Source organism: Myxococcus qinghaiensis, assembly GCF_024198215.1.
Lineage (GTDB): Bacteria > Myxococcota > Myxococcia > Myxococcales > Myxococcaceae > Myxococcus > Myxococcus qinghaiensis.
Genome location: NZ_JAKCFA010000002.1, coordinates 468,222 through 480,852 on the forward strand (window position 1 = coordinate 468,222; position 12,631 = coordinate 480,852).

A 12,631-nucleotide genomic window follows, 5' to 3' on the forward strand; every position below is an offset into this window, starting at 1 on the left:
CACTCCTCCCTCGGGATGATGGGCACGAAGCCGTCCTGGAACATCCGCTTGCCGTCCCTCGGCCTGTCTGCAACGACGCCATCAACGCCTGCCCGCCGACACGCCCGTCAAGCAGGTCCTGCTCCCACTTCAGGTCAGCGGATTAGACCTCCTGAAACTAGACCTCTTCAAACATCGCCCCCGTAGCCCCCATGCGTTCCAAGGCTTCCTTGATGTCCTCCCGGACGACCAGCACGATGGCCCAGCCCTGGGGGCGGAAGATCTTGGCGTCCCCTACCTGAGCCGAGTCGATTCGCATGCCCCGCACGTCTCGATACTTCCCCAGTTTCTCGGGCCGCCCATCTTCAGGGGTCCATTTCCTGATGTGCCTTGAGGCTCGCTCGTCAATGCACTGAATGAGCTGAGTCGCGACGAGAATGAAGAACGGCTCCGGCTGGCCTTCAATCTGCACGGGCAGGGTCTGCACCGCATCGGAAGCAAGTTCCGAGAGAACGGACGCCACTCGGGCATGGACCACCGGGGCAGCGAACGCCGCTCGTGAGAAGTCGAGTGCCCTGCCGGGAACCGTGACAGGGAGCGTCAAAGGCCCCGGGTCCGAGAGTCGCTCGCCCCGATAGAACATCCACGGGTCATCCACCTCCCGACCGTGAACATCCCTAGGGGTGCCGAGTAGCCACCGCCCCCCGATGCGCATGTCGTCCTTCAGGTCGAAGTACCGCATCGGCATGAAGCCCATTGTGGCGGCCTCCTAGGTGCCCGTCACCAGTCTATTGAGGTCACTCCCAGGCGAACCGATTTCCCCGGCGAGGTCGCGCAGTTCCGCAGCGAGCGCCTCGCGACATCGCTGCATGGTGCGGCACCCCTCGGTTGCGTCAGCCAGGCGTTGAAAAATTGCTTCGTGGTACTCCTGAGGGTGGGGCCCTTTGTGCCCCTTCACACGGACGATGTTGGCGGGGTCATTCAGCGTCATTCCAGCCTTGTCGAAGATCGCCTGAAACTGAGGCGACCACGGGCCTGCCTTGTTCGTCGACTTCCACCACTTGTTCGTGGCGATGTGGTGGTCGTGGCCCTCCGCGTCCACCGGAGCGGCAACGGTGCCAGCCATGGTCCAGGCCACCGCATCAGGAGCGAGTGCCACGGTGACTGCCCCGCCTGACACAGCCACCGCGCCCACTTCGCCCACGAAGGCAAGGCGGAGACCCGCGCGGTCCCCAGCCAGCACCGCCGCCTGGGCGGAGCCGGGCAGCGTGGGAACTTTGTTCGCGAAGCCCGCAGCCGTGTTCCCCACGGCCACCATCGCCAGCAGCGCGAAGGCTCGCGCCGCATTCCGGCCCATGACCTGTCCGTAGCGCTCCCCTGCCTCGCGCAGTTCGTCAAACGTGGTCGCCCGGTCCGCCTCCTCCACCAGCAGCTTGAAGCCCGTGACCAGCGACCAGAAGGTGTCGACCCCCAGGTAGACAATCGCTGTCGCCGTCATCACGGCTGCCAGGCCCTTGCTCACCGGCTCAGGCACAGACCAGAGCACCATGTAGAGGGTCATGGTCCACAGTGCCGCCGACAGCGCCGCATGCGGGTCGGCCATGTCCTTGAAGGCGTCCAACATCTCCTCCAGGACCACGCCTTGGGCCAGGGCCATGGTCAGCGCATAGCGCCCGTCCCCGCTCACGGTGGAGCTGTCCACCAGCAGCCGCAGACAGTCGCCCTTGCGTCCCGTGCGCTCGCACCAACGCAGATATGCCCGCGACAGCTCCACCTCCGTGGGCGGCATGTCGGCGGCCAGCGACTCTCCCTCCAGCGGAGTCACCTGCCGGGTGCGCGGGTTGAAGAGGTACGAGCCGGCGCGAGCCTCCACGCCCAGGAGGTTCCGCGCAGCCCGCTCGGGATTCGCAGGGAGCCGCATCTGCCGCGCCAGCCGGGTTACGGCCTCCGTGAACTCGCGCCGCTCCACCTCCACCGGTCCGGCTTCGCCACTGTGAGGCGTGAAGACGACCGGAGGTCCCTTCCCCGTCTCCAGGCGCACCACGCGCCCCGAAGCACAGCCTGTCAGCCAGACCAACAGCAGCGCGGCCATACGTCGCACGCTCATCGAGCCCTCCAACAGGAAGGGGCTCCAGCTCCGGGACAAGGCCAGACCATGGCCGCGTTCTGGAGCTGGATGTCCGGAAACTCAAGCTTTATCCGACGCCGCCTTCCTGCGACGCTCCCACCAGGAGGAAGTCCATGCACACCGCCCGAGTCATCTCCCTGCTGTCCGCGCTCTTGCTGACCATCGTCGGATGCGGGGGCGAGCCATCACCGGAGTTGGAACCCCCGCTCGAAGAACGCTCGACGACTCAGCCCCTGGCCGGAGTCTGCGACGGCGTCACCTGCAGCGGTCATGGCGTCTGCCGCGACGAGGCAGGCACCGCGCGCTGCATCTGTGACGAAGGCTTCACCGACGCCGCCTGCGCCACGCGCGGTGGCGACTACGGTCGGCGCACCCTGCTCGTCCCGGGACTTGCCGACCCCGACGTCTACAAGGAACACGATGACCTGTTCTTCCTGGCCGGCACCGGCAACGGGTGGCAACTGCCCATCTACGAGACGCGAGACCTCACGAGCTACCAGCTCAAGCGCTCCTACGACCCGTCCGTAGCCGACCCCGTGTATGACTACTGCTTCCTCTGGGCGCCGGACCTCGGCAAGTACAACGGGGCGTACCAGCTATACTTCTCCGCGCACCGGGTTCCCAACGGCGCCGCGTGCCCTCCGTCCGGCCAGGAGGTGACGACCTTCGTGGCCACCGCTCCCGACCTGAACCTCCAGTTCGGAGTGCCCCAGCCCATCCACGCCAACACCACGTGGCCCCGCACCTCCACCGGCACCGCGTGCCTGCCGCAGGGATGCAACCGGAACATCCGCATCGACTCGGCCACGTTCAATGACACGTCGGGCCGCTGGCTCTTCTATGTCTGGTTCGACCGGGGCAACAACATCTCCTCCTTCAACACCGCTGCCCCTGGCACCGTCTACAACCACGCGGGCCCGGCGGTGTTCTCGACGCCCGCCTACGAGGAAGGCATCAACGAGGCCCCCGAGGTCTTCAAGCGCAATGGCCTGTACTACCTGCTCCTGAGCGGCGGTTGGTACAACAGCCAGTACGCCATGTATTACATCATGGGGGACTCCATTCCCCAGCTCACGCGGGCACGCGCGATGCGGCGGCTCTCGCAACCCCTGCGCAACACCGCCGGCAGGCTGGTGCAGAGCCACGGCCACAACGTCATCGTCGAGCGCAGGGGTGAGTACTTCAACGTCTTCCACGTCGGCGCCTTCGACGCCGGGGGAAACCTCACCGGGCGCAGCACCTACAAGCAGCGCGTCGCCTTCAAGCCGGACGGCTCGCTGCACTCGCTCAACCAGGTGAACGTCCGGTGGAACAAGCTGACCGGTTACAGCTACTCGCTCGACGTGGTGCTGCGCGACGGCACGGTGGTGGGCCCGTGCCTGTCCGTGGCGGTGCTGGGACAGGCCAACAAGACTGTCTTCGACGGCGTGTGCCGCAGCGCCGGGGACCGCGTGGTGACCAAGGGCGACATCGCCGCCTTCCGCATCTTCTACTCGAACAACAACGTCTGGGGCCCCTTCGTCGAGCGGGCCTATGACGGCATCTCCGACGACGTCGCCCTGGACCTGCCGGGTGGATTCACGCCCTTCGTGGACCTGAGCTGGAGCGAGGAGGAGACCACCGCCCAGTACTCCATCGACGTACAGCGGCGAGACACCGGCGCGTGGATTGGCCCCTGCATCGGCGTCGGCGCCGTCAACAAGAGCCTCTCCTGGACCTATCAGGGCCGCTGCGACACGCCCGGCATCAACGTGCCTGCCTCCAACATCCAGGCCTTCCGCATCTGCTCGGCGGTGAATGGAGACTGGGCCCGGGCCCGCTGCGGCGCCACGCCCTATGACGGGCGCGCCATGCAGTCGCACATCGTCATCCCCTGAAGTGCTTGCAGCCCCCTCCGGGTGCGCATCCGCGACGATGCCACCCGGAGGCCCTCACCTCATGCCCCTGGCCGTCATGACGCCTGTGCTCGCGAGTGCACGGCAACACACCGGTTCAGACCGGCGGAGGCGCGGCAACACCTCACTCGTAGCGCGTCCACGTGGTGCCGTCGAACGAGGCCACGTCGTCGCGGCCAATGGACCACAAGACCTCCTCCGCGGTCGTCAGCCCGTAACACGTGGGCGTTCCCGCCTCGCCGAAGTCGACCTTGACGAGCCTGTCGCCTTCCAGCGTGTACAGCGCGGACAGGGTGGCGACGTAGAGCTTGCCGCGGAACCAGCACAGGTCCCACAAGTCGCTCGTCACTTCCTCCGCCCAGGCAACCACGGCGAAGGAGGTCCCTCGCCCCTTGAGCAACACGCCCTGCTGCCCCGCCACGTAGACGGTGCCATCCGGCGCGCAGCAGACGGCACTGAGGATGACGCGCGTGGGGCTCTCGCAGGGCGACCAGCTCTTCCCGTCGTAGCGCCAGACCTCTCCGCCCCAGCCCGCGGCGTAGAGGTCGGTCTCCGAGGAGCCGTCGATGGCCTCGAAGCCCGCCCCCTCCGTGGCCGCCGCGAGAGGCGCATTCATCGCCACCCATTTCCCATCACCGACGCGCTTGTAGACCTGCCGCTTCATCCCGCAGGCATAAACCCACCCCGCGATTTCGCGCGCGTTGCGAATCATCACCGGCGCGGGCTTCAGCGCCTCCTTCTTGCTCTTGCCACTGGCGTAGGTGACGACCTCCCCGTCTTCACCAATCACAACCATCTTCTCCGAGGGTCGCCGAGCCACCGCGATGGCCGTCGAGTTCCAGGTGGTGTCCACGCAGTCGGCCCAATCCCCTCCGTCCATGGCCACCACGCTGGTATGCGCTATCTCGTCCTTGAGCAGCGTCTTGCCCTTGCTGATGATGTAGAGGAGGTCATGAAACCGCGCTGCGCCTCGGACGAGCTCTCGTGCCGCGATGATCGGATTTTTCATGGGGTGCGCGGCGGCTGACTACCCCATCTCTCCGAACGAGCCCAGGCGCGACGACGGCCCCCCATCGCCGCGTCGTCTCAGTTCGCGAGAAATTCACGCATTCCGACTCTCTCTTTCTTGGTAAACAAGCCGACGCAGCTCGAAAACCCGGCTCTGGAAGGACCCAAGAGAATGCGTGCCCTGAACAAGCTTTCCGTTGCGGCGGTGTGTGTCTTGTGGCTCGGCGGCTGTGGCGCCACGGAGATGGACCTGGGCGGAGACGGCGTCGCCCGTCAGCTCGAGCAGGACTTCGGTGGCCCGAGCGGGCTGATGGACTTCTTCGACAGCCACCCGGAGGCGGAGATACGCGAGGCACTGGGGCAGTACGGCGTCGGCTACGTCATCCACGGGGAAGTCTCCGAGGCCGCCATCCGCGACTGCCCGAAGAACTTCCCGTCGAGCGACCGGAACGTCTGGCACAACTTCGATGGCGAGTACTACTTCATCGACACCGCGGGCCGGCCAAGCCGGGCCTACAAGAACCTGCCGCCCATCGCCGCGGCGCCGCGCGCCGACACCTGCCAGACGAGCGTCGGTCAGTGGGGCGACGCGGAGAACCCCAGCAACGACTATGACGGCGGGCACCTCATCGGCTCGCAGCTCGGCGGCTGGGGCGGGCGGGCGAACCTGGTGCCCCAGGATGCCAACTTCAACCGGGGCAACTGGGTGCAGCTCGAGAACAAGATGGCCAGGTGCGGGAGCCTGCCGAGCGGCCGGCTTCGCTACACCATCGGCGCGAACTACCCGAACTCCACGACGCTCATCCCCAACAACCTGACGATGGAGCTCCGCAACCAGTCCTCGGGCGCCAGCGTGTCGCTGTCCTTCTCGAACACGGACGGGGGCGGCTCGAACGGCGCCGCCTCGCGGACCCGGGGCGTGGACTTCCTGACGAGCCAGGGCTGCAACTGAGGTGTCAGGCCGCGCCGGGTGAAGACCGCCCCTCCCCCGGCGCGGTGTCAGCATGGCCCTCACGCCCGACCAAGAACCCGTGCCCAGCTGCCCAGGGTGGATGTCCTCACCGTCCGCCAATCCCATGCAAGAGCACGCGGACGCACCCGCCCCGGGTGCGAGGCGCCCTGGCATTTCGCCACCCATGGGTCAGGCTTTACATGGATTTACTACACAATCCCAAAATGCTTCTCTACCTGCCTTCTCTTTGAGCAGGTGGCCATGTGCTGCAAATGAAATGTAACGCATTGAAGCGACTGGTATTGGCGCTGTCAGTCCTCGCGGGAAGTCATGCGCTCGCGCAGGACGAGACACCGAGCGAGTCCCCGACCGAGCCCCAGGCGGAAACGGGCCGGGCGGTGCGCATCTCCGGTTCCAGCTGGGAAGCGGTGGACGGAGCGGCGGCGGCCGGGTTCCTGGTTCAGTATCAGTATTCACAAGGGGTCTCGGTCATCCCCGCGTCCAACGAGCTGTGGCAGGAGCTGCTGACTCCCGAGGAGCTGGCGGACGTGGACCTGCTGCTCGTCGACGCGGGAGACGAGTCCCTCGCCGCGCTGCAGGCGGGCATGAGCCTGCCGGACGTCCTCTCGCAGGTGGTGGGCGCGGAGCTCGGCGTTCTGGTGCCGGTGAGCGCGGACGAGCTGGAAGAGGAAGCCAAGGCACAGGTCGCGCGGCTCGTCCTCGTGCTGCCGGCCGGGACGCTGGCAGAGCTCTTCCCTCAGGGAAACGAGGTGGAGGTGGACGCCGTGGTCACCCTGTCCCCCGAGCGTCTGCTGGGCGTCCGCGCGGAGACGCCCTGTGACGACAAGTGCGACGAGCCCGCGGCTTCCACGGAGGTGAGCGCCGTCTCCATTGACAACATCGCGGACGTTCCGCTGCCCCTTCAGGTGCTGGCGAACCTGCCGCCGGAGACGGAGTCCCAGCCCGTGATCAACCGCGGCATGCCCCACCTGGCCGTCCTCGCGGAGAACGACGACAACACCGTGTTCCGCGCCGAGGGGGGCGCTGGTGCGAACCTCTACCAGTGGTTCCTCATCAACTCGGAGGGCCAGAGCTGGTCGCTGGGTGAGACGACGACGAGCGCCGTCGAGTTCACGCTGGTGTCCCAGAACGCGCTCGAAAGCGGCGTCACGCTGGTCGGACGCAGCTTCACCTGGAACCCCCTCTCCCAGACGTGGGCGGCCAGGCTCTATGGTCCGATTCCCGGCCAACACTGGCCGCCGCCCCCTCCCCCTCCTCCGCCGCCCCAGCCGTTCGTGGGCGTCATCCCCGAGGGCCAGGGTTGCCCGAACTGGAACGACCTGGTCGTCATCCACATGGATGACGAGGACAAGCGCAACGCCAACGGCCGTGGCGGCTGGATTGGCGGAATCACCAGCAACAACAACACGACCTGGCGCTTCTGCCGCGTGGATGGACGGAAGTTCAAGTCCCTGTCGCAGGCCAGCATCCAGCAGAACCACTACGCCGTGTTGCTGCTGGGCTCGGGCGGCTGCCCGAACGGCTCCCGGATGATTTCGCGCTCCTTCGACAACGAGGACACCCGGAACGCGAACTCGTCTCAGGGGCCGGTGTATCCGAACGGCTCGGACCGCAACACCACGCTCAAGTTCTGCGTGTTCCGGGGCAACACCGAGCCCGGCGGCACCATGGCGGCGATGCCCGACCTGGGCTTCCGCTACGGCGTGTTCGCCGCGAACGACTTCAGCAAGCGCATCTCGACGGGCTTCGTCCACACCGACGACGAGGACACCCGGAACCAGAACAGCATCTTCGACCCGTTCGGCCTCTTCGGCGACGCGTCCCGCTTCCTCTCCGTGGGCGGGAACACGACGGTGAACCTGGCGCGCGTCAAGTAGGCGGACTTCGGGGCCGGGTGCGCGAGCGCCGCGCCCGGCCCCTCAGCCCCTGTTGCTCAGCAACAGCAGCGCGAGGCCCGTGAGGGCGAGGGAATACAGCGCGCTGTCGAAGAGGTGTCGGAAGAGGCTCATCCAGCAGGACTTTCGCGAGAGGGAGCCCTACCCAGTGCAAGGGGGGCACCACGCGGCCGTCCGTCAGGTGTCGTCGGGGCAGGCCCCACGGCCGCGTACGAGAGGGACGCGGCACGTGAGCCGGGGCGTTCCAGCAGGACGCACAACCCCCGAGGTGGTGCCTCCAGCACCATGGGCCCCGCGAAGGAAACGAACTCCCTCCAGCGACTCCGCGAGAAAACGCGCCCGGTTCACGTCCAGTGACAAGAACCCGGGATCAGCCGACCTGGAGGCGCGGCTGCTCGACGGCGAGCTCCGTGTGGGACTCGGTGCTGGCCCGCGCCCTGCTCGCGCTGGGTCGCCGGGCCACGACAGGGGCACTCCCGCCGAGCCAGTCCCACTTCCCCCCATCCCAGAGCTGCTCGCGCCAGCCGAGCTGCGTCGCCGCCTCGCGCGCCTTGTCGCCGTGCGCGATGAGCGCCCAGCCCGCGCGGGACTGCTTGCACTCCCCACTCTTGAACTTGAGGAGGCGGCGCGGCCCCTCGGCCTCATCGCGGTCCGCGTCCCAGAGCGCCTGCTGCTTGCCGCCGGGCCCCTCGTAGTCCACCCCGTTCCACTCACACCAGGCGATGACGTCCTTGAGCCGAACCAACTTCGCGCTCCGCGACAGCGAGAGTTCCGTCACGGCCGCCACGAGGAGGCCCGGAGAGATGACACGCATGCAAGAAGCCCCGTTGCAGGTCAGCGAGTACGGCCAACCTACTGCGGCGGTGTAGGCGAAAGATCCATGACGACTCCATGCCTTTGTCATGGTTCTGTCATGTCGCACCGCCGATTTGACTCATGGCGTCGAGAGCGGCGCACAGCGTCATCGCGCCCGACGCACACCGCCAAGCCCAGGGGCCGGCATCGGCGTGTGGGCCCTGCAAGCCCGTCGTTTCGTCATCCGCCATGTCTCTATTCACCCCCGGTATGAATTCCGATTGAGCATGGGCGCGAGTCCGTGGTCGGCTCCGCGGCGCAACCCCATGCAAGGAGTGGCTGACCATGAAGCGCATCCTGTTGTTGCTCCTCACTGCCTTCGCGCTTGCCTGCGCGGGGCCGGACGCCCAGGACACCGACGAACTGGGGCAGCTTTCGAGCGAGCTGGCCGCCGGCAGCGTCACCTCCAGTCCCTCGACCGTTCGCATCAACCTGAACGAAGCGTATACGGGCACGACGACCATCTGCTGGAACACGAGCGGCACCTCCACGGCGGAGATATGGCTGAGCATGAATGGGCTCCCTGAAACGCTCTTCGCCCGAGGCCAGAGCGGGTGTCAGGACGCGACGTGGATCGTCTCTGACAACACCTACGAGTTCCGGCTCTATGCGGAGATGACGCACACCACGATGCTGGGCTTCACCACGGTTGTTGGAGAGGGCTACTACGGCCCCACTGAGCCGGTGTGTCCTCCCTCCTGCAGGTCAGGCTTCCACTGCTGTCCCGGAGAGAGTGTCTGCAAACGCATCACCTTCCCTTGCGATTGATGCTGGACGCGTAGAGCCCGGTCATGCCCCCGGCGATTCCGGGGGCGTGGTCGGGACTGGGCACCCTGCACGACCCGCTCGTCCTCCACCCAGGGGCCTGTGACCTCGGAGGTCACACGGATACCGGGTGCGTGACACGGATGGCTACGGGCCTTCGCGTGGACTTGAAGCTTTGCACATCCTCGCCAGCGCCATCTGGAATGGCACCGCCACTGCACTCCCGAGGGCCTTCCCCCGTAGTTACACCTTGGAGTCGTGCTTGCGTAATCGTCTGCTCAGTGTGTTTGCCGTTGTCGCCGCAGTGCTCTTCACCTCCGGGCCCGCCGCCTGGGCCGGAGAGTCCCAGCCGAGCGGCGTTGATGCCAAGGCCCTCATCGATGCCGCGCACGCGGCCAAGGTGCCCATCAACGTCGAGGAGATTGTCTCGGCGACGTCCAAGAACGTCACCTTCGTGGGCACCAGCATCGCGGGCTTCGAGCAGGTGCCCGCCACCGAGTTCCCCAACGGAACGGACGTGGCCTTCGCCTACGTGGACTTCCCGGCCGCCGGAATCCCCGCTGGCTACTACCGGCTGAAGACCCATGCCGCGAGCGACGACGTCACCGTGGGGGCGTACCCGGGCACCACCGAGTTCATCTCCCTGGACGGAAAGGTCGTCGCCCGGCTGCCGTCGAGCATCGACACCCACTCGCTGGAGGTCCCCAACCCGCTGCCGTTCCCCCGGACGGTGGTCGAGGCCTCCATCGACGAAGTGCAGGCGTGGAAGATCACCATCACCGTCAGCGTCACCGTCCGTTGCCCGAACGGGTCCACCATCACCGTCCGGGTGTCCGTCACCATCCGGGGCTGAGTCCCAGTTGAAGAAGTCAGCGGCGGGAGGCAGGCCAACGCCGCCTCCCGCCGTGAAGCAGCCCTCGCTCGACGTGATTGCGACCACCGCCCGTACGGGCCGAGTGTTGTTTGCATCCGTCGCCGCCGCGCAGTCAGGCTCGCCCCCTCCCGCGTCGTACGCTGGCGCTGACGCAGCAGCGTCGTGTCCCAGCTGCAGCGCGCGAGCGCGGTGGTGCGCGGGCTGCTGGGCGTGGTCTTCGAGCTCGAGTCGACGCGCGAGTGGACACATCGCGGCGTCGAGGGAGCACTGGAGGGTTCGCTGACCGAAGTGGATGGAGGCGAACCCTGGGGCGCCGCCGGAACGGAGGAGCTCGCACACCTCCAAAGATGGTCATCCATGTCTGGCGTTCTTGATTCGCTCCAAGCACTCGGCGTCGACATTGCCATTGTCACGATGACCGGTGTGGGATTGGAGCGCTCGCCCGCCTGGAAGCTCATGAGCCTGACTGGCAATGGCTTTCCATCAGGTCACCTGGACACTCGTGGAGACAGGCGGGTTTGACGGGAAATAGGGGACTTGCAATTTGAAAGCGACCCCTGCCAATCTAATGAAAGACGTTGCCGGGGCTTAGGCCACGCTTGAAACGTCCAGCAAATAATTGCCATTTCAAGAATCCGAAGCGCAGGCGCACCTGAGCACCTGTTGGCTTTCCCGCGCCCACAGTTCGTCAATCCTACAGTTGGTGAAAATGGACTCCACTTCCCCCGTGAATCTTCTGAAGCGGTCGCCACACGACGACAAAGCGCACGTTCTACATCCAGCGCTGGAACCAGGGGCGAAGCACTGGGTGCCATCTCGCTATAACATTCGCGCCTCCGCGCAGGATGGCCGGCTCATCATCTGGAACACCCTGCGTGGGTCCATGAGTGTCTTCAAGGCCGAGCAGGCGGAAACCGTCATCTCCATGCTCAGCCAGAAGGGCTTCGAGGCTCCGCAGCGGGACCTCGTGAAGTACCTGGTGGAGAGAGGCATCCTGATCCAGAGGGGCGTCAACGAATACCGCCAGGTTCAGCTGATCTACGGGCAGCAGCAGTTTCGGCCGGATGTCCTGCAGCTGATCCTCCTGGCGTCCGAGGATTGCAACTTCCGCTGCCAGTACTGCTACGAGAAGTTCGAGCATGGCACGATGCACCCGTTGGTTCGCACGGGCATCAAGCGCATGGTCGAAAAGCGCCTGCCCCAGCTCCGCAATCTGCACATCGAGTGGTTTGGCGGGGAGCCACTCTATGGCCTTTCGGCCATCGAGGATATCGCTCCCTGGGTCCGCGACATGGCGGAGAAGCACGGGGTTCGGTACAGCAGCGCCATGACGACCAATGGCTATCTGCTGACCCCAGACGTCGCCGACAAGCTGCTCTCCTGGAGACTCAACCACTTCCAGGTCACTCTGGATGGCCCCGCCGAGCACCACAATCAGAGCCGGCCAGCCCGCGATGGCAGTGAAACGTTTCAGACCATCTTCAACAACCTGAAGTCCCTGGCGAAGCGAAAGGACGACTTCAGCGTCCTGCTTCGCGTCAATTTTGCTCCAGGCAATCACGAGGACGTCCCGCGACTGATGGACCAGGTCCGCCAGGAACTGGGTACGGACTCTCGCTTCCGCTTTCACTTCCATCCGGTGGGCCGCTGGGGCGGAGCCAATGACGCCAACGTCGAGGTCTGCGGCAGCAGCGGATTCGACATCAGCGCTCAGCTCAAGGCCGAAGCCAATGAGCGGGGGCTCCAGGTGGAGACGCTCCGGGGACTGAACCTCCCCGGCGCACAAGTGTGCTACGCGGCCCGGCCCTACAACCTCATCATTGGTGCGACGGGGAAGGTCATGAAGTGCACCGTCGTCCTCGACACGGATGAGCGCAACATCGTCGGGCAGATCCAGCCCTCTGGAGAGATGACGCTGGACCCGGACAAGATGGGACTGTGGACCGAGCCGGCCTTCGAGTCGGACAACCAGTGCAAGAAGTGCATCATGCTGCCCAACTGCCAGGGCATCTCTTGTCCGCTGGTCCGGATGCAGACCGGGGAGTCCCCCTGCGTTCCGACGCGCCGTTATGCCAAGCGCCAGATGCTGGAGACCTTGAAGTATGTCGACAACGGCAAGGTCAAGCAGGTCCCAGCAATGACTCGCTAGCCCGATCCCCACGAGCTTCCTGGACGCATCGGAAGGAGGACACCCCTTCCCTGCCCAGGTTTCCAAGTCCCATTGGGGGACTTGCCATGTAGTACGCAGGAGAGCACTCA

11 protein-coding genes are annotated in these 12,631 nt (G+C 65.9%); 7 read left to right on the top strand and 4 right to left on the bottom strand.

Annotated elements, in window-relative coordinates; translation table 11 throughout:
- Positions 1–157: 157 nt before the first annotated feature.
- Positions 158–736, bottom strand: a complete 579-nt coding sequence (locus LZ199_RS04415) for an imm11 family protein (protein ID WP_323389179.1) — start codon at positions 734–736, stop codon at positions 158–160.
- Positions 737–748: 12 nt separating this feature from the next.
- Positions 749–2,086, bottom strand: coding sequence for an AHH domain-containing protein (locus LZ199_RS04420; RefSeq protein ID WP_253992377.1), 1,338 nt, complete (start codon positions 2,084–2,086; stop codon positions 749–751).
- A 134-nt stretch (positions 2,087–2,220) separates the two neighbouring features.
- On the opposite strand from LZ199_RS04420, the gene LZ199_RS04425 reads away from it, so the two are divergent.
- On the top strand, positions 2,221–3,984 hold the full coding sequence (locus LZ199_RS04425; protein ID WP_253992378.1) for a family 43 glycosylhydrolase: 1,764 nt from the start codon (positions 2,221–2,223) through the stop codon (positions 3,982–3,984).
- Between the two features lie 142 nt (positions 3,985–4,126).
- Here LZ199_RS04425 and LZ199_RS04430 read toward each other — a convergent pair whose 3' ends face one another.
- Positions 4,127–5,011: a beta propeller repeat protein gene (locus LZ199_RS04430; RefSeq protein WP_253992379.1), complete on the bottom strand. Its 885-nt coding sequence runs from the start codon at positions 5,009–5,011 to the stop codon at positions 4,127–4,129.
- 171 nt (positions 5,012–5,182) lie between these two features.
- Here LZ199_RS04430 and LZ199_RS04435 point away from each other — a divergent pair, with 171 nt between their 5' ends.
- Complete coding sequence (locus LZ199_RS04435) at positions 5,183–5,962, top strand: DNA/RNA non-specific endonuclease (RefSeq protein ID WP_253992380.1); 780 nt, start codon at positions 5,183–5,185, stop codon at positions 5,960–5,962.
- A gap of 272 nt (positions 5,963–6,234) precedes the next feature.
- On the top strand, positions 6,235–7,860 hold the full coding sequence (locus LZ199_RS04440; protein WP_253992381.1) for a hypothetical protein: 1,626 nt from the start codon (positions 6,235–6,237) through the stop codon (positions 7,858–7,860).
- Between the two features lie 388 nt (positions 7,861–8,248).
- On the opposite strand, the gene LZ199_RS04445 is transcribed toward LZ199_RS04440, so the two are convergent.
- Positions 8,249–8,692, bottom strand: a complete 444-nt coding sequence (locus tag LZ199_RS04445; RefSeq protein WP_253992382.1) for a hypothetical protein — start codon at positions 8,690–8,692, stop codon at positions 8,249–8,251.
- A 326-nt stretch (positions 8,693–9,018) separates the two neighbouring features.
- Here LZ199_RS04445 and LZ199_RS04450 point away from each other — a divergent pair, with 326 nt between their 5' ends.
- The 4 genes from LZ199_RS04450 to LZ199_RS04465 all read left to right on the top strand — a co-directional run bounded on the left by LZ199_RS04450 (position 9,019) and on the right by LZ199_RS04465 (position 12,521).
- The gene (locus tag LZ199_RS04450; RefSeq protein ID WP_253992383.1) at positions 9,019–9,501 is read left to right on the top strand and encodes a hypothetical protein; all 483 of its coding nucleotides are present in this window, start codon (positions 9,019–9,021) and stop codon (positions 9,499–9,501) included.
- 259 nt (positions 9,502–9,760) lie between these two features.
- Positions 9,761–10,351: a hypothetical protein gene (locus LZ199_RS04455; RefSeq protein WP_253992384.1), complete on the top strand. Its 591-nt coding sequence runs from the start codon at positions 9,761–9,763 to the stop codon at positions 10,349–10,351.
- A 183-nt stretch (positions 10,352–10,534) separates the two neighbouring features.
- Positions 10,535–10,894, top strand: coding sequence for a hypothetical protein (locus LZ199_RS04460; protein ID WP_253992385.1), 360 nt, complete (start codon positions 10,535–10,537; stop codon positions 10,892–10,894).
- 205 nt (positions 10,895–11,099) lie between these two features.
- Positions 11,100–12,521 carry a radical SAM/SPASM domain-containing protein gene (locus LZ199_RS04465; protein WP_253992386.1) on the top strand — a complete coding sequence of 474 codons (1,422 nt, stop codon included), beginning with the start codon at positions 11,100–11,102 and terminating at the stop codon, positions 12,519–12,521.
- The last annotated feature ends 110 nt before the right edge of the window (positions 12,522–12,631 follow it).

Bases quoted from the DNA above. Each gene is read 5' to 3' on its own strand.
- LZ199_RS04450 (WP_253992383.1), top strand. From the start codon at position 9,019: ATGAAGCGCATCCTGTTGTTGCTCCTCACTGCCTTCGCGCTTGCCTGC.
- LZ199_RS04420 (WP_253992377.1), bottom strand. From the start codon at position 2,086: ATGAGCGTGCGACGTATGGCCGCGCTGCTGTTGGTCTGGCTGACAGGC.
- LZ199_RS04435 (WP_253992380.1), top strand. From the start codon at position 5,183: ATGCGTGCCCTGAACAAGCTTTCCGTTGCGGCGGTGTGTGTCTTGTGG.
- LZ199_RS04425 (WP_253992378.1), top strand. From the start codon at position 2,221: ATGCACACCGCCCGAGTCATCTCCCTGCTGTCCGCGCTCTTGCTGACC.
- LZ199_RS04445 (WP_253992382.1), bottom strand. From the start codon at position 8,692: ATGCGTGTCATCTCTCCGGGCCTCCTCGTGGCGGCCGTGACGGAACTC.
- LZ199_RS04430 (WP_253992379.1), bottom strand. From the start codon at position 5,011: ATGAAAAATCCGATCATCGCGGCACGAGAGCTCGTCCGAGGCGCAGCG.
- LZ199_RS04440 (WP_253992381.1), top strand. From the start codon at position 6,235: ATGAAATGTAACGCATTGAAGCGACTGGTATTGGCGCTGTCAGTCCTC.
- LZ199_RS04415 (WP_323389179.1), bottom strand. From the start codon at position 736: ATGGGCTTCATGCCGATGCGGTACTTCGACCTGAAGGACGACATGCGC.